The sequence below is a fragment of the Streptosporangium sp. NPDC000509 genome (assembly GCF_042898365.1).
Lineage (GTDB): Bacteria > Actinomycetota > Actinomycetes > Streptosporangiales > Streptosporangiaceae > Streptosporangium.
This window is the reverse complement of the sequence record NZ_JBIAYX010000001.1, coordinates 301312-316824: the sequence shown is the minus strand read 5'-3', so window position 1 is coordinate 316824 and position 15513 is coordinate 301312. Positions and strand designations below refer to the sequence as shown.

Genomic DNA, 15513 nt, shown 5'->3' with positions numbered 1-15513 from the left:
GCATCACTGACGGTGTCGTGGCCGCACCGCGTCGCGGTCGCGTCGAGCGTGTCACCAAGGAGACCTCGGTGCTGGTCGAGGTCGACCTCGACGGCACCGGGAACGTCGAGGTGTCCACCGGTGTCGGGTTCTTCGACCACATGCTGAACCAGCTCGGCAAGCACGGGCTGTTCGACCTGACCGTGAAGACCGAGGGCGACCTGCACATCGACGCCCACCACACGATCGAGGACACCTCGCTCGCGCTGGGGGCGGCGTTCCGCGAGGCGCTGGGCGACAAGTCGGGCCTGCGGAGGTTCGGCAACGCCTCCTGCCCGCTGGACGAGTCGCTCGCGGAGGTCACGGTCGACCTGTCGGGACGCCCCTACCTCGTGCACAGCGAGCCCGAGGGCATGGCGCCCATGATCGGTGCGGAGTACGACACGACGATGACCAGGCACATCCTGGAGTCGTTCGTCGCCCAGGCCGCGATCTGCCTGCACGTGCGTGTCCCGTACGGCCGCAACGCCCACCACATCGTGGAGGCGCAGTTCAAGGCGTTGGCCAGGGCGTTGCGGGCGGCCTCCGAGCGCGACCCGCGCGCCACCGGGGTGCCCAGTACGAAGGGCGTGCTGTGACCTTCTCTCGCGGAGGTTCTCGCGGGGTTTCTCGCGGGGGGAGGGGGAGGCGCCGGTGACCGGTAACTGGACGGCCGTCGCGATGGCCTTCGTGGCCCTCTTCCTCGTCGGCGGGATCGTCTCATTCCTCAAACAGGGTCTGAAGAAGGGCGCGGTGCTGCTCGCCGCCCTCGCGGCCCTGGCGACCACGGCGGCGGTGCTCTGGTGGTGAAGAAGAAGGTGACCGTTCTCGACTACGGCTCGGGCAACCTCCGTTCCGCGGAGCGCGCGCTGGCCAGGGTCGGGGCGGAGGTCACGGTGACGGCCGACTACGAGGCGGCGCTGGAGGCCGACGGCCTCGTCGTGCCGGGGGTGGGGGCGTTCGCCGCGTGCATGACGGGGCTGCGCGCCGTGCGGGGTGAGCGGATCATCGGCCGACGCCTGTCGGCGGGGCGGCCGGTCCTCGGCATCTGTGTCGGCATGCAGATCCTCTTCGAGACGGGCGTCGAGCACGGCGTCACCTCCGAGGGGTGCGGGGAGTGGCCGGGCACGGTGGAGCGTCTGGACGCTCCGGTCCTGCCGCACATGGGCTGGAACACGGTCAAGGCGCCCGCCGAGACCGCGCTGTTCGCCGGGCTCGACGCCCAGACGCGCTTCTACTTCGTGCACTCCTACGGCGTGCGCTCCTGGGAGCTGGAGGCGGGACCGGGTTTCCCCGATCCGCTGGTCACCTGGGCCGAGCACGGTGTGCCGTTCGTCGCGGCGGTGGAGAACGGCCCGCTCGCGGCCACCCAGTTCCACCCGGAGAAGTCGGGCGACGCCGGTGCTCAGCTGCTCACGAACTGGCTCGGGACCCTCCCGTGAGCGTCCGGTGAGTTCTCGATGAGCAAGGAGCGGGCCAGGCGCAGAGCCGAGCGGGAGGCCGAGCAGGCACGCCAGGCGGCTCTGCGCGCCGAGCGGGAGGCCCGCCTGGCGCGGCGGCGCGAGCGGGTCGGCAGGGTGGTCGCGCTGCTGCCGGGCAGGCCCGTGCGCATCGTGTCCCAGGGCGGCATCATGGCCCGCCGCCGCCGGACGCAGAACGGTGTCGCGGCGGTGCTGTTCCTGATCGTCCAGGTGATCGTCTGGTTGTTGTGGTCCTCGTGGGCGGCCCGGTTCGGGGCGCTTGTCCTCTCTTTGTTGTTGCTACCGCTTCTCATCACCCTTGTCTTCGACCGGAGGTCTTGAACAGATGACGCTTGAGCTGCTCCCCGCCGTGGACGTCGCCGACGGTCAGGCGGTCCGCCTGGTCCAGGGTGCGGCCGGCACCGAGACGTCGTACGGCGATCCCCTGTCCGCGGCGCTCGCCTGGCAGGAGGCCGGTGCCGAGTGGATCCATCTGGTCGACCTGGACGCGGCGTTCGGCCGGGGCAGCAACCGCGAGCTGCTCGCCACCGTGGTCGGCGCGCTCGACGTGAAGGTGGAGATGTCCGGCGGCATCCGCGACGACGCCTCGCTGGAGCTCGCGCTGGCCACCGGCTGCCGCCGGGTGAACATCGGCACCGCGGCGCTGGAGAACCCCGCCTGGTGTTCCAAGATCATTTCTGAGTACGGTGACCGGGTCGCGATCGGCCTTGACGTGCGGGGGACCACGCTGGCCGCCCGGGGCTGGACCCAGGAGGGCGGCGACCTGTGGGAGGTGCTGGCCCGGCTGGAGAAGGACGGCTGCTCCCGCTACGTCGTCACCGACGTCACCAAGGACGGCACGCTGCGCGGCCCCAACCTCGACCTGCTCCGTGAGGTCTGCTCCCGCACCGACGCGCCGGTGGTCGCGAGCGGCGGCGTCTCGTCCCTGGACGACCTGCGCGCGCTGGCCTCACTCGTCCCGATCGGTGTCGAGGGGGTCATCGTGGGCAAGGCGCTGTACGCGCAGGAGTTCACCCTCGAAGACGCCCTCGCCGCCGTCGCCGCCGCGAGTTCGTGAGGGGGCCGCAGATGACTTTCTTCCCGCACCTCAAAGCGGGGGTCTCCGCGCTGAAAGGAACGCGATGACTGTCGCGGTACGAGTGATCCCCTGCCTGGACGTGGACGCCGGGCGGGTGGTCAAGGGCGTCAACTTCGAGAACCTCCGCGACGCGGGCGACCCGGTGGAGCTGGCCCGTCGCTACGACGCGGAGGGGGCCGACGAGCTGACGTTCCTGGACATCACGGCCTCCAGTTCCGACCGGTCGACGATGTACGACGTGGTCAGCCGGACGGCCGAGCAGGTGTTCATCCCGCTCACCGTGGGCGGAGGGGTGCGCGCGGTCGAGGACGTCGACAGGCTGCTGCGGGCCGGAGCCGACAAGGTGAGCCTGAACACGGCTGCTCTCGCGAGGCCCGAGCTGCTGACCGAGGCGTCGCGGCGCTACGGGGCGCAGTGCATCGTGCTGTCGGTGGACGCCCGCAGGATCGTCGACGGCCCGCCGACGCCGTCCGGTTTCGAGGTGACCACGCACGGCGGACGCCGGGGCACCGGCATCGACGCGGTGGAGTGGGCCCGGCGGGGCGAGGAGCTCGGGGTGGGGGAGATCCTGCTCAACTCCATGGACGGTGACGGCACGCGTCACGGCTACGACCTGGAGCTGATCCGGGCCGTACGGGCCGAGGTGTCGGTTCCGATCATCGCGAGCGGCGGGGCCGGTGCCGTCGAGGACTTCCCGCCCGCGGTCGAGGCGGGGGCGGACGCGGTGCTGGCGGCGTCGGTGTTCCACTTCGGGCAGCTCAAGATCGGCGATGTCAAGGAGACGCTGAGGGTGGCGGGGCATCCGGTCCGCTGACGTCGTTCCGATTCGCCGTGGCTCGCGGAAGGGAGCCGGTAGCCGAGTTCTTTGGTGTACAAAATGCCGGTGTGCGTGAATTTGACGGCATAGGGTGACTCCGGTGAACATGATCGGCGGCTACGCGCTCAGACGTGAGCTGGGCCGGGGTGGCATGGGCGTGGTGCACCTCGCCGCGACCCCGGCGGGGAGCCTGGCCGCGGTGAAGGTGATCCATCCGCACCTGGCCCGCGACCCCGCCTTCCGGCGGCGCTTCGACCGCGAAGTGGCGGCGGCGCGCAGGGTGGCGAGGTTCTGCACCGCCCCGGTGCTCGACGCCGGGGTCGAGGACGGCGTCGCCTACCTCGTCACCGAGTACGTCAGGGGACCCGACCTGGCGCAGGCCGTACGCGAGCAGGGGCCGCTCACCGGCGCCAACCTGGAGGCGCTCGCGGTCGGCATCGCCACCGCCCTCCACGCGATCCACGGGGCCGGGGTGATCCACCGCGATCTGAAACCGTCGAACGTGCTGCTCTCGCCCCTCGGCCCGCGCGTGATCGACTTCGGTATCGCGCAACTCGTCGACACCGAGAGCCTGGCCAGCCAGGCGATCCTGGGCACCCCCGCGTTCATGGCGCCCGAGCAGGTGCGCGGCGAGCCGCTCACGCCGGCGGCCGACGTGTACGCGTGGGGCGGGGTGATCGCGTTCGCCGGTACGGGACGGTTGCCGTTCGGCGGCGGCTCGCCGTCCGAGGTCCTCTACCGGATCGTCAGCGACGGGCCGAACCTCGAAGGTCTCGACGAGAGCGTGCGCGCCGTCGTCGAGAGGGCGATGGCGAAGGACCCCGCGCGGCGGCCGAGCGCCCAGCGGCTGCTGGACGAGCTGGTCGGCGGCCGGCCGACCCCGGCGACGGCGAGTCAGGTCGTCGAGCGCGCCTGGGCGGGCGGGGGGCCGGTCGCGCCTGGGGGAGCGGGGCTGCGGGAGGGCTCGGCGGTGGCCGCGAGGCCGGGCACGGCCGGGAAGCCGGGTGCAACGGGAGGATCGGGCGCGCCCGGGGAACCGGGCGTGGTCAGGAGGCCGGGCGCGTCAGGGGAACCGGGCGTGGTCAGGAGGCCGGGCGCGTCAGGGGAACCGGCCGTGGTCGGGGGGCCGGGTGCGCCGGGGGGATCGGCGCTGTCCGGGGAAGCGGCTGTGGCCGGGGAGCCCGTACGGTCCGGTGTCACGGTCGCGAGAAGACGGCGGTGGCCCTGGGCGGCTGTCGCCATGCTCGTGGCGGTCCTGGTGAGCGGGGTGACGCTGTACGCCGGTTCAGGCGCGCCCACGTCGCCGTACCGTGCCGATTTCGCCGAGTCGTGGGCCGTCGGCGCGTCCAACGGCGGCAGCACCGAGCTGGACGGCGGGGTCTACCTGCTGACCGCCAATCCCGGATGGCGGCTGTGGAAGTCCGCCCCCTTCTCCGAGGGTTCCGCCGGGGGTGTCGTGGTCAGCTCCAGGATGCGGCTACGGGAAGGCTCAGGGGAGTTCGGCGTGTGGTGTCGCGGCGACGCCGATACCGGAGACCGCTACGAGTTCACGGTCACCGCCTCGGGCGAGGCATCGATCACCAAGCGGCACGACGGGCGGGGCGTCGTCCTGCACGGACCCGTACGGATGAGGAAATCCGCTGACAACCGGGTCGTCGCCCGATGCGCGCAGCAGGGCGAGCGGGTCGTCCTCGGCATGTGGCTCAACGAGGAGCCGGTCGGGGAGACCGAGGACGCCCAGGACCCCTACGGCCCCGGAGCCGTCGGCGTCCACGCGGCACCGGACACGGCCACACCCGTCCGGGTCGGGTTCCAGTCGTTCGAGGTACGCCCGGCGGAGGGGTGAGCGTGCGGTTCGGGGTGCTGGGAGCACTGCGGGTCGTCGAGGGCGAGCGTGACCTGACGCCCGGCCCCGCCAAGCACCGCGCGCTTCTGGCCGCCCTGCTGCTGAGGCCGGGACGGACACTGACCGTCGGGCGGCTGGTCGCCGAGGTGTGGGGAGAGGAGCCGCCCGCCTCGGCGGAACCGGTGCTGCGGGTGTACGTGAGCGCGCTGCGCAAGCTCATCGACGGGATCCGCACCGTGCCCGGTGGCTACCTCCTCGACGCCGACCCCGAGCAGGTGGACGCGCACAGGTTCGAGCGGCTGGTGGCCGCGGGCCGGCGGGCCAGGGACGCGGGCATGAGCGCGGAGGCGGCCGGCGAGCTGCGTGCCGCCCTGGCCCTGTGGCGGGGACCCGCGCTGGCCGACGTCGACTCGGCCGAACTGCGGCGGGCGTACGCCCTACCGCTGGAGGAACTGCGGCTCACCGTGCTCGAAGAGCGCGTCGAGCTGGACGTGGCGCTCGGCCGTGGCGCGGAGGTGACGGGGGAACTGCGCGCGCTCGTGACCTCGCACCCCCTGCGGGAGCGGGCCTGGGCACAGCTCGTCCTCGCGCTCGGCCAGGCGGGGCGCCGGTCGGAGGCGCTGAGCGCCTACCGGGAGGCGCGGCGGCTGCTCGTCGAAGAGCTCGGCCTTGAGCCGGGTCCCGAGCTGAACCGGGCACACGAGCGCGTGCTGAGGGGGGACGCCCTCGCGCGGATCGTGCCTGGCGAGTCGGCGGGAGGTGTTCCTGTGCGGGTCGTGCCGAACGAGATCGTGCCTGATGAGACGGCGGGGGGTGTCCCTGTGCGGGTCGTGCCCAACGAGATCGTGCCTGACAAGGCGGGGGGTGTCCCCTTGCGGGTCGTGCCGAACGAGACGCCGCCGGACATCGCCGACTTCACCGGGCGCCAGCGCGTCCTGGACCGGATCCGCCGGTCCGTGCCCGCCGCGGGGAGCGCGCCCGTCCACCTGGTGCTGCACGGGCCCGCGGGGGCGGGCAAGTCCGCGGTGGCGGTCCACGCGGCCGGCGGGCTCGACTTCCCCGGCGGACGGTTGTACGCCTCGCTCGGGGCCAGGACGCCGGGCGCGGTGCTGGAGGACCTGCTGCGCTCACTCGGCTGCCCCGAGGGTGCGGTTCCCGCTCACCTGGCCGAGCGGACGCGCCTGTACCGCAGCCTGGTGAGCGGGCGGCGGCTGCTGGTGGTGCTGGACGACGCGGCCGACGCCGCTCAGGTGCGCCCGCTGCTGCCCTCGGGGCCCGGCTGCCTGACGCTGGTGACCAGCCGCTCGCCGCTGTCCGGCCTGGAGGCGGCGCGCGCCTTCGAACTCGGCGTGTTCGACACCGACGAGTCCATGGAGATGCTCGCGCGGGTGGTGGGGGAACGACGGGTGCGGGCCGAGCCACGGGCGGCCGCGCGGATCGCGGTGTTGTGCGGCGGACTGCCGCTGGCGCTCAGGATCGCCGGGGCCAGGCTCGCACGGCGGCCCGGCTGGACGCTGGAGCATCTGGCCGGACGCCTTGAGGACGAGCGTGGCCGCCTCGACGAACTCAGCGCGGGAGATCTGGCCGTACGCGGCAGTCTGGCGTTCGGCTACCGCGCGCTCTCGGATCGCGAACGCCTGCTGCTGCGCCGCCTCGGCGCGCTGTCCGCGCCCCACGTCGCCCCGTGGGCGGCCACCGCCGTTCTCGGGGCGCCCGCCGAGCGGTTGCTGGAGGCACTGGCCGAGGCGGGTCTGCTGCGCTCGCGCGGGCTCGACGCGAGCGGTCAGGAGAGGTACGACTTCCATGACCTGACCAGGCTTTATGCCACCGAGCGCCTGGAGGCCGAGGAGGGAGCGCCCGCCCGGGTCCTCGCCGCGGCCGGCGGGGAGATCCTCGACCGCGCTCGGCGGGCGAGGACGCTGCTGCTGCCCGCCGAGCCGGGGTCCGGCCAGACCGTCGCCCGTACAGCGGAGCAGGCCGCGGACCTGGACACCGCGCGGCTGCGGGAGTCGGCCCGCTGGCTGGCCGCCGAGCGCGGGTTCCTGGTCGCGGCCGTCGCCGACCTCCAGCGGGCCGGCCTGGACGAGGCGACCTGGCGGCTCGCCTTCTACCTGACCCCGTTCTTCGAGCTGGGCGCGTACCGCGAGGACTGGAACACGGTCGTGGAACTCGGCCTGCGGGCCGCCCGGCGCGCGGGCCACCGCCACGGTGAGGCGCTGCTGCTGCGATCCCTGGCCGACCTTCGCCGTACGGAGGGCCGTCTGGAGGAGGCGGCCGATGCCCTCGGACGGGCGCTTCCGCTCACCGAGGCGCACGAGGTGGCCCGCACCCGCCACCGGCTCGGCCTGGTACGTCTCGCCCAGGGGCGGCGTCCGGAGGCGGAGGCCTGTTTCATCGCCTGTCTGGCCGCGTTCTCGGCGGCGGGGGATCGGCGCGGCAGGGCCGATGCGCTGCGTGCCCTGGGCGGGGCGCGGCAGGCCGAGGATCTGCTGCGCGAGAGTCTCGCCGTCTACCGGGAACTGGGCGATCCACGCGGCGAGGCGGCCGTCTCGCTCGACCTCGCGGGGCTTCACCTGGAGCGGCGGCGCGTGGCCGAGGCGCGCGAGCGGGCCGAACGCGGTCTCGGTCTGGTCAGGCGTCTGGGGGACCGGCTCCCCGAGGCCGCGGGGCTGGTGCTCCTGGCGAGGGTGGCCCTGGCGGAGGGGCGGCCCGACATCGCCCGCGGGGGTGTGGAGGAGGCGCTGGGGACGTTCCGCGAGTACGGGGACCGCCGGGGTGCCGGGCGGGCGCTGCTCACTCTGGCGGCGGCGCTTTTAGATCTTGATGAGGTGGATGGGGCGGTTGGTGCTGTATCGGATGCTGTGGGAGAGTTTGACGCTCTCGGCGACAGGGACGGCCTCGCCGAGGCCGAAGAGCTCGCCTGTGAGGTGTCGCGGCGCCGTGGCCTGCGCGTATAGCGCGCTATACGGTTTCTGAAGGCGGATCTCCTACGGTCGGGCTCGATGTGATCCACAACGGGCGGAGGCGGTACGGGATGCGAAGAGGGACCACGCCGGTGGCGGTCGTGGCGGTGACGGCCGCGATGCTGAGCGGCTGCGGGATGCTTCCTGGGCAGCAGGGGGGCGGCGGCGAGGAAAGGCAGCCGGTCTCGCAGGAGTCGCGGGGCTCGCAGGACTCGCAGGAGGGGCGGGCGACGAGTGCGGCTGACGCCACGGAGGCCACGGCGACCGGCGATCCCGGTGAGCCCGCGCCCGCGGAGCAGGAGAGGGTGATCGCCCGCAGGGAGGTCAAGGCGAGCGGCGCGGACCTGACGGTGGAGATCACCGGTCTCAAGCGCCAGGGCCGGCTGTCCACGCTGACCTGGAAGGTCACCAACAACAGCGACGACCGGTGGCAGATGAACAGCGACATGGGCGACACCCCGGGCGGTCTCGGCCTGACCGTGGCCGGGATCAGCCTCGTCGACCCGGTCAACGGCAAGCGGTACGTCGTCGCGCGCACCGGGAAGTATCCCCGGGCCAAGTGCCTGTGCTCCGATTACGACGTGTTCACCGAGGCCGGCGAGGTGCTGCCCCTGCACGCCACGTTCGCCGCCCCGCCGCCGGACGTCACGAAGATCAATGTGGACCTCAAGGTGCTGGGTGTGTTCACCGATGTCCCGATCTCCTGAGCGCCTCACGACCCTGATACTCGGGCTCGCCCTGGTCCTGGGCTTCGTACCGGCCGCGTGGGCGGATCCGGGCGACGACGCCGTGGCCGAGGTGGAGGACGTCGTCGCGGTCGTCGAGGACGTCGTCGCCGAGGTGGAGTCCCTCGACGGCGCCGAGAGCGAATCGCGACAGGGCGAGAAGGTCACCGTGGCGCTCACCAGCGACGTGCTGTTCGCGCTCGACAAGGCCGTGCTGACTTCGAGGGCGAAGCAACGGCTGGGACAGGTCGCCGCGAAGGTCCGGGCCGACTCCGCGGGCGGGACGGTCGGGATCGAGGGACACACCGACGACCAGGGCGACGACGCCTACAACGCCGCGCTCTCGCTTCGGCGGGCGCAGGCCGTACGGCAGGCACTCCAGGGGACACTCACGGGCGTGACCTTCCAGGTCGAGGGCTTCGGCGAGAGGCGGCCCCGGGTGCCCAACGTCGTCCAGGGGCGGGCGCTGGAGGAGAACCGGGCGAAGAACCGGAGAGTGGAGATCGTGTTCACCGCCAGGGGGTGAGGCTGGGGGGCGGTTCCTGCGGTGCTTCGCGGTTGGGTGCGTGCTGTCTGTTTCGCGGTTGGGCGTGTCCTACGGTGCGGTTTCCGCACGTCGGGACTTCCTGTGCTGAGGTTCGCCCTTGTCAACGAACCGGTGCGGTTGGGAGGGCTGTTTACGTCCGACCTGTGCCGGTACGCGGGGTTCGCGCTGCGGCGGGCCGGTGCTCCGGGCGGCCGTCGTGGTGAGGGTCTGGTTCTTCAGGCCTCCGGCCTGCTCGGGCGCGCGGGGTTGCGCTTTTTTATAAGCCGCCCGGAACACCGGCCCGCCTCCGCGCACGGCGGTTCCGTCGCATGAGGGTGCGGGCCGTAGTCGCTCCGTTTCCGGCCGCCCAGGGTGCTTTCCCGCGCTGAAGCCTTCGTGCGGAGAGGTTTCCTGGGCGCTCGCCGTAGCTGAAGCGCCGCTGCGGAAAGGAGCGCATTCGTTTTGCCTTTGGAGGTGAGCTCGGTGATCGGATTCTTGTTGGAATCCTCGCTGATCACCTGATGACCTGAAAGGGGTCAGAAGACGCGGAAGTGGTGGAACAGTTCGAAGGTGGCGTCGTGGGCGGCGAAGGTTCTGGCCTCTGAGCGCTTGACGGCCAGGTAGGCGGAGGAGCGGAGGGGGCCGAGGGCGTTCATGAGGACGTCGTCGGACTCCAGGGCGTCCAGGGCCTCGTCCAGGGAGGCGGGGAGGCGGGAGACGCGTCCGGAGGGGAGGGTCGCGGGGTCGACGTTGACGGGGTCGCCGGGGTCGAGGCCGCGGCGGATGCCGTCCAGGCCCGCGTGGATGACGGCGCCCAGCGACAGGTAGGGGTTGGCCGAGGAGTCGGAGGGCTTGAGCTCCAGGTTGGCGGAGGCCGAGGTGTCGCGGCCCGTGGGGGAGCAGATTCGCACCGCCGCCTCGCGGTTGTCCATGCCGTAGCAGGCGTACGCGCTCGACCACGATCTCGGGGTCAGGCGCCGGAAGCTGTTCACCGAGCCGCAGGTGAGGGCGGTGAGTGCGGGGAGGTGGGTGATCAGGCCGCCGATGAAGTGATAGGCGGTGGCCGACATGCCGTAGCGGTCGGAGGGGTCGGCGAAGGTGTTGGCGCGGAGTGCGGTGTCCCAGAGGGAGAGGTGGAGGTGGGCGCCGTTGCCGGGCTGGTCGGCGAGGGGTTTGGGGGCGAGGGAGGCCCACATCGACATGCGGGTGGCGACGCCTCTCACCGTCTCGCGGTAGATGACGTGGTTGTCGGCGGTCTGGAGGGCGGGGGCGTGACGGATCGACAGTTCGTGCTGGCCGTGGCCGAGTTCGGGATGGTAGTGCTCGGGCCGCAGCCCTTGTCTTTCCAGGGCGTGGACCAGGGCCATCGTGTAGTCGTGGAGCTGGTTGAAGCCGACGGTGGAGTAACACAGGCTGTCGTCGGCGGGGATGAGGCGATCCGGGCCGCCCTCGGGGTCGGGTACGCGGCGGCCGAGGGTGAACTCGGGTTCGTAGGCGGCGACGAGGGTGTGGCCCTCGGCGGCCAGGGTGGCGACGGCCTCGCGCAGGAAGGTGCGCGGGCAGACGGGCCAGGAGGAGCCGTCGACCTGGCGCAGGTCCGCCAGCATGGCCGCGCTGCCGGGAGCGTAGGGCAGGTGGACGAACGTGGCAGGGTCGGGGACGAGGCGGACCTCCCCGACGGGGCCGAGGCCCTCGACGTCCTGGAGTTCGTCGAGCATGTTCATCGCCATCATCCCCACGGTGTGGCCGATGCCGGTGTGGAGCCGCTCGGCGAGCCGGGGGCGGGAGGTGGCCTTGCCCCTGATCACGCCGCCGTGGTCGGCGTACAGGAAGCGGATGAGTTCGACGCCCTCGGTGTCGGCGCGTTCGATGGCGCGAAGGGCCGCGGCGCCGAGCGTGTGAGGAGTGGTCATCGTCTGGTGATCTCCTATGCCTCCTGCGCGATACGTCCTCTGGGGAGGGAGAGCCTCCGGGATGCTCCGGGGAGGTCGTGGGGTTACGGTCCGCGGTTATGTGGTGAGTACGTCGGCGGTGCCGTTGTCGGAGCAGGGGGAGCTCGACGGGGGGAGGGGTGCGGGGGGTGAGTCGGCGCAGCGGCAGGTGACGGTGATCGTCACCGTGCCGGCGGTGCACCCGCCGGAGGGAACGCAGGCCTCGACCGGGACCGTCCAGGTGCCCGGTATCCGGGAGGTGCCGCCGAGCAGGCCGTCGGCGTCGAGCGTGATCCCGGCGGGAAGCAGGGTGGGGCTGGTCACCTTGAAGGAGAGCCTCTCGCCGGTCGGGTTGGCCAGGGTGATCCTTCCTGTCAGCGGCCGGTCGACGGCGGTGCCGAAGTGGCCGAGGAGGGGGTGGGGCGAGAGGGAGGAGGGGCCTTTCGTGCTCCCTGAGCTCTCCGACGCCTCTATGCCTGCCGGGCTTCCCTGCGCTTCCGTGCCGCTCGGAGCTTCGGTGGCGGGGGCTCGGACGGTGATCTGGGGGGAGGGGGGTGCCGGCATGGGGTCCGGTGTCGGGGTCGCGAAGGCGACTCCCGGGGTCGCCAGCACGCCGCACGTGACGGCTCCCGCGATGATCGCCCCGAGCCCGGGGAACCTCTGCCTGCCGTGCATGAAACGATCCCCCGTACGAGAAACGGATTTCCCACCCAGGGTGCAGGAAAGATCATCAAGGGAGTGCCGTGATGTCTTCCGTGGTCACCCATGATCGGGTCAGGACGTTCGTCGTACGGGCACCACCCTGGTTCCGTACCACTCTGTACGGTGGGGCCGCGCGGCTTCGGGCGGCGGGGTGCGAGGGGGACCTCGTGGGGGCGGGCGGTTTCCGGCGACCGTCGCGATACGTTTCCGGGATCGGCGGGGCCGACGGCATGACTTTCGAGGCGGGGGGTGTGCGCTCCCCTGTGGATCAGACGGGAACGCGGGTGGCGCGGTTAGGGGCGGGAGGGGACCCGCCGGGTGGTTAGGTGAGCACGCGGGTGAAGAACAGAGCCAATTGGTCTGCTCCCCTGATGATCCCGTCGAAGACTCCGTTGACCGCGCTCGCCGCCTCGGCGGGCTTGGTGAACAGATAGAAGACCACGAAAGCTACCGCGAGGTAGGTGAGGATCTTCTTTACCTGCATGGGGGCCTCCTGGCAGTTCCAATCCCAGCCGTATATACCCGAATTTTATCGATCATTGGCATCTGCGGCCCGGGTGGCTCCCGGATTTTCGATGATCATACCCGTCCCGCGGAAGCAAACCGTGGTCTGGTCGGGAGTTTGGCATAGGTCACACTCGCCATCGTGGGGTCGCGAGGCGCTCCTGTCCAATCTTCACTGCCAGGTATACCGGTAGGGCTAGATCGGCGCCGCTCGTACGCCGATCCCGGGGAGCGTCTTTGCCCGCCCGGTGATCGGCTCCACGTTTCCCTCAGACGCCCAGGGAGGCGTCCATCAGCCGGGCCACCGCCTCGTCGTCACCGTTCACGGTCACCTTGGCGTGGGACTGGCGCCCGAAGCAGAACAGCAGCAGCTCCCCGGCCGTGCCCGTCACCTCGACCTGGGGCCCCTCCTTGGCGCCGCCGACGGCCGTGCCGCCGCCGACGCGGTGCAGGACGACCTTGACGGGGGCGCGGCGCAGGAACAGCCGGGCGCCCCGGTGGATCTGCTTCCAGAACCGCTCCTCCAACTCGGCGGGCAGCTCCCGCGGCTCCCAGACCCGCTGTGCCCGCCGTACGTCCTCGTGGTGGACGAAGAACTCCGTGGTGTTGGCCGCCTCGTCCAGGCCGGGCAGGCGGTAGGGGCCCCCGGGGCCGGAGCGTACGAGCTCGACGAGGCCCGCGTACCCCTTCCTGGTCTTCATGGACTCCTGCACCCTGGCGGTGTGCCCGGCCAGCGGCTTGAGGAGGATTCCTCCGGCGGCGTCGGGGCGGCGTTCGCGGACGACGAGGTGGGCGGCGAGGTCGAAGGTGGTCCAGCCCTCACAGAGGGTGGGAGCGTCCGGGCCGAGCCGGGTGAACAGGTCGCTGAGCGCGGCTCGTTCGGTGCGGGCGTAGTGCATGTGTGGTCCTGACAACGTCGTTGGGCGGGCGATCAGAGGGGTGGGCGTGACATTGCCGAAGGTGGTTCGGGAATAACCGCTTGATCCACAGTGATAGGGACTTAGGTAGCAACGTTCCCCCGTCGAAAGGACATCCCCCGCGTGGCGAGCAAGATGACCGGCGCAGTCATGCGTAAGGGACTCGGGGTCCTGGGGGTGGCGGTTCGGGCGGAGAAGCCGATCTTCTCCGCCGCGGTGCTGTCCAGTGCCCTGTACGGCGTGATGACCGTCGCCTCGGCGTGGGCGCTGGGCTGGGCCACCGACCATGTCGTGCTCCCCGCCTTCAGGGACGGGCAGATCACGACGGGCACCCTCGCCGTCGGCGCGCTCCTGATCATGGGGGCGTCCCTGATCAAGGCGCTGGGTGTGGCGGGACGGCGGTATTTCGCCGGGGTCATGCAGTATCGGATGCAGGCACGCTCCCGCCGGGACGTCACCCGCCAGTATCTGAGGCTTCCCCTGGCCTGGCACCACAGGCACCCGACCGGGCAGCTGCTGTCCAACGCCGGGTCCGATGTGGAGGCCGCCTGGGCGCCGCTCGCCCCGCTGCCGATGGCGGTCGGCGTGGTCGTGATGCTGGTCACCGCCGCCGTCGCCATGGTGATCACCGATCCGATCCTCGCCCTCGTCGGTTTCCTGGTCTTTCCCGCGATCGCCGTGCTCAACCTGATCTACCAGCGCAGACTGAACCCGCTCGCCACCCGCGCGCAGCAGTTGCGCGCCGAGGTCAGCGAGATCGCCCACGAGAGCTTCGACGGCGCCCTGGTCGTCAAGACCCTCGGCCGCGAGGACGAGGAGACCGCGAGGTTCCTGGCCAAGGCCGAGGAGTTGCGCGACGCCAACATCGCCGTGGGCCGGGTCCGCGGCCTGTTCGACCCGCTGCTTGAGGCGCTGCCCACCCTCGGCGTGCTCGCCGTGCTGCTGATCGGCGCGATGCGGCTGGAGAGCGGCGCGATCGGCTCCGGGGTGCTCGTCCAGGTCGCCTACCTGTTCACCCTGCTGGCCTTCCCGATCCGCGCGCTGGGCTGGGTACTCGCCGAGCTGCCCCGCGCCGTCGTCGGCTACGAGCGGATCCAGGCCGTGCTCGAGGCCACCGGTTCCATGGAGCACGGCGCCGTCGAGCTGCCCAGCACGGAACCGGCCAGGCTGGAGGTCCGCGGCCTCGGCTACGCCTACGGCGACGGGGAGTTCCCCGTCCTACGCGACGTGAGCCTGGAGGTCGCCTCCGGCCGCACCGTCGCCCTGGTCGGCCCCACCGGGTCCGGCAAGTCGACACTCGCCCAGACCCTCGTCCGCCTGGTCGACCCGGCGGAGGGCGTGGTGCTCGTGGACGGCACGGATCTGCGCGACGTCGCCAGGAACGGGGTGAGCGACGCGGTGGCGCTGGTGCCGCAGCAGACGTTCCTGTTCGACGACACCGTACGCGGCAACGTCACCCTCGGCCTGGAGGTCGGCGACGAGGAGGTCTGGGCGGCGCTGCGCCTGGCGCAGGCCGAGGGGTTCGTCAGCGCGCTGCCCTCGGGGCTGGACACCCGGGTCGGCGAGCGCGGCACCAGCCTGTCGGGCGGCCAGCGCCAGCGGATCGCCCTGGCCCGCGCGCTGGTGCGCCGCCCGCGGCTGCTCGTGCTCGACGACGCCACCTCCAGCGTCGACCCGCAGGTCGAGGCGAGGATCCTGTACGGGCTGCGGGACGCGGCCCAGGTCTCCACCGTGGTCGTCATCGCCTACCGGATGGCGACCATCGCCCTGGCCGACGAGGTCGTCTACCTCGACCACGGCCGGGTCGTCGACCGGGGCGGCCACGCGGAGCTGCTCGCCCGCTGCGAGGGCTACCGCAACCTGGTCACCGCCTACGAACGCCAGGGCGCCGAGCGGGAGGCGCTCGACGCCGAGCGAGAGGAAGAGGTCAGCGCGTGAGGAAGCACTACCGGCTCAGGGAGCGTCCCGCCGGGCCGACGCGGGGCGAGCGGGGCCGGGGCCTGCT

15 protein-coding genes are annotated in these 15513 nt (G+C 71.9%); 11 read left to right on the top strand and 4 right to left on the bottom strand.

Features of this window, described 5'->3' with window-relative positions; all coding sequences use genetic code 11:
- Positions 1-2 precede the first annotated feature (2 nt).
- The 10 genes from hisB to ACFY3D_RS01100 all read left to right on the top strand — a co-directional run bounded on the left by hisB (position 3) and on the right by ACFY3D_RS01100 (position 9454).
- Positions 3-617, top strand: a complete 615-nt coding sequence (hisB, locus tag ACFY3D_RS01145) for an imidazoleglycerol-phosphate dehydratase HisB (RefSeq protein ID WP_386211821.1) — start codon at positions 3-5, stop codon at positions 615-617.
- Between the two features lie 55 nt (positions 618-672).
- Positions 673-828, top strand: a complete 156-nt coding sequence (locus ACFY3D_RS01140) for a hypothetical protein (protein ID WP_362895348.1) — start codon at positions 673-675, stop codon at positions 826-828.
- Positions 825-1460 carry an imidazole glycerol phosphate synthase subunit HisH gene (gene hisH, locus ACFY3D_RS01135; protein ID WP_389974339.1) on the top strand — a complete coding sequence of 212 codons (636 nt, stop codon included), beginning with the start codon at positions 825-827 and terminating at the stop codon, positions 1458-1460. Before ACFY3D_RS01140 ends, hisH begins: the two co-directional genes overlap by 4 nt.
- Before the next feature lie 18 nt (positions 1461-1478).
- Positions 1479-1820, top strand: coding sequence for a hypothetical protein (locus tag ACFY3D_RS01130; RefSeq protein ID WP_350950339.1), 342 nt, complete (start codon positions 1479-1481; stop codon positions 1818-1820).
- Positions 1821-1824: 4 nt separating this feature from the next.
- Positions 1825-2556, top strand: a complete 732-nt coding sequence (gene priA / locus ACFY3D_RS01125; protein ID WP_362506854.1) for a bifunctional 1-(5-phosphoribosyl)-5-((5-phosphoribosylamino)methylideneamino)imidazole-4-carboxamide isomerase/phosphoribosylanthranilate isomerase PriA — start codon at positions 1825-1827, stop codon at positions 2554-2556.
- A 64-nt stretch (positions 2557-2620) separates the two neighbouring features.
- Entirely contained in the window at positions 2621-3391 is a 771-nt protein-coding gene (gene hisF, locus ACFY3D_RS01120) for an imidazole glycerol phosphate synthase subunit HisF (protein WP_350950337.1), read from the top strand.
- 109 nt (positions 3392-3500) lie between these two features.
- A complete protein-coding gene (locus ACFY3D_RS01115; RefSeq protein ID WP_389974336.1) occupies positions 3501-5240 on the top strand; it encodes a protein kinase in 1740 nt (579 codons plus the stop codon).
- Positions 5237-8197, top strand: coding sequence for a BTAD domain-containing putative transcriptional regulator (locus ACFY3D_RS01110; RefSeq protein ID WP_389973311.1), 2961 nt, complete (start codon positions 5237-5239; stop codon positions 8195-8197). The genes ACFY3D_RS01115 and ACFY3D_RS01110 overlap by 4 nt, the downstream gene beginning before the upstream one ends.
- Before the next feature lie 77 nt (positions 8198-8274).
- A complete protein-coding gene (locus ACFY3D_RS01105; RefSeq protein ID WP_389973308.1) occupies positions 8275-8910 on the top strand; it encodes a hypothetical protein in 636 nt (211 codons plus the stop codon).
- Entirely contained in the window at positions 8894-9454 is a 561-nt protein-coding gene (locus ACFY3D_RS01100; protein WP_389973305.1) for an OmpA family protein, read from the top strand. Before ACFY3D_RS01105 ends, ACFY3D_RS01100 begins: the two co-directional genes overlap by 17 nt.
- 536 nt (positions 9455-9990) lie before the next feature.
- On the opposite strand, the gene ACFY3D_RS01095 is transcribed toward ACFY3D_RS01100, so the two are convergent.
- The 4 genes from ACFY3D_RS01095 to ACFY3D_RS01080 form a co-directional block, all read right to left on the bottom strand.
- Positions 9991-11367, bottom strand: a complete 1377-nt coding sequence (locus ACFY3D_RS01095; protein WP_389973302.1) for a glutamine synthetase family protein — start codon at positions 11365-11367, stop codon at positions 9991-9993.
- 96 nt (positions 11368-11463) lie between these two features.
- Entirely contained in the window at positions 11464-12060 is a 597-nt protein-coding gene (locus ACFY3D_RS01090) for a putative Ig domain-containing protein (protein ID WP_389973299.1), read from the bottom strand.
- A gap of 349 nt (positions 12061-12409) precedes the next feature.
- Positions 12410-12571 (bottom strand): hypothetical protein, encoded by a 162-nt coding sequence (locus tag ACFY3D_RS01085; protein WP_344744406.1) that lies wholly within the window; start codon positions 12569-12571, stop codon positions 12410-12412.
- A 289-nt stretch (positions 12572-12860) separates the two neighbouring features.
- The gene (locus ACFY3D_RS01080; RefSeq protein WP_389973296.1) at positions 12861-13490 is read right to left on the bottom strand and encodes a TIGR03085 family metal-binding protein; all 630 of its coding nucleotides are present in this window, start codon (positions 13488-13490) and stop codon (positions 12861-12863) included.
- A gap of 153 nt (positions 13491-13643) precedes the next feature.
- Here ACFY3D_RS01080 and ACFY3D_RS01075 point away from each other — a divergent pair, with 153 nt between their 5' ends.
- Positions 13644-15446: an ABC transporter ATP-binding protein gene (locus ACFY3D_RS01075; protein WP_389974333.1), complete on the top strand. Its 1803-nt coding sequence runs from the start codon at positions 13644-13646 to the stop codon at positions 15444-15446.
- Positions 15447-15513 lie beyond the last annotated feature (67 nt).

Excerpts from the sequence above, each read along its gene's own strand:
- hisF (WP_350950337.1), top strand. The coding sequence starts at position 2,621 with ATGACTGTCGCGGTACGAGTGATCCCCTGCCTGGACGTGGACGCCGGG.
- ACFY3D_RS01100 (WP_389973305.1), top strand. The coding sequence starts at position 8,894 with ATGTCCCGATCTCCTGAGCGCCTCACGACCCTGATACTCGGGCTCGCC.
- ACFY3D_RS01095 (WP_389973302.1), bottom strand. The coding sequence starts at position 11,367 with ATGACCACTCCTCACACGCTCGGCGCCGCGGCCCTTCGCGCCATCGAA.
- ACFY3D_RS01080 (WP_389973296.1), bottom strand. The coding sequence starts at position 13,490 with ATGCACTACGCCCGCACCGAACGAGCCGCGCTCAGCGACCTGTTCACC.
- ACFY3D_RS01105 (WP_389973308.1), top strand. The coding sequence starts at position 8,275 with ATGCGAAGAGGGACCACGCCGGTGGCGGTCGTGGCGGTGACGGCCGCG.
- ACFY3D_RS01115 (WP_389974336.1), top strand. The coding sequence starts at position 3,501 with ATGATCGGCGGCTACGCGCTCAGACGTGAGCTGGGCCGGGGTGGCATG.
- ACFY3D_RS01085 (WP_344744406.1), bottom strand. The coding sequence starts at position 12,571 with ATGCAGGTAAAGAAGATCCTCACCTACCTCGCGGTAGCTTTCGTGGTC.
- ACFY3D_RS01130 (WP_350950339.1), top strand. The coding sequence starts at position 1,479 with ATGAGCAAGGAGCGGGCCAGGCGCAGAGCCGAGCGGGAGGCCGAGCAG.
- priA (WP_362506854.1), top strand. The coding sequence starts at position 1,825 with ATGACGCTTGAGCTGCTCCCCGCCGTGGACGTCGCCGACGGTCAGGCG.
- ACFY3D_RS01075 (WP_389974333.1), top strand. The coding sequence starts at position 13,644 with ATGACCGGCGCAGTCATGCGTAAGGGACTCGGGGTCCTGGGGGTGGCG.
- ACFY3D_RS01090 (WP_389973299.1), bottom strand. The coding sequence starts at position 12,060 with ATGCACGGCAGGCAGAGGTTCCCCGGGCTCGGGGCGATCATCGCGGGA.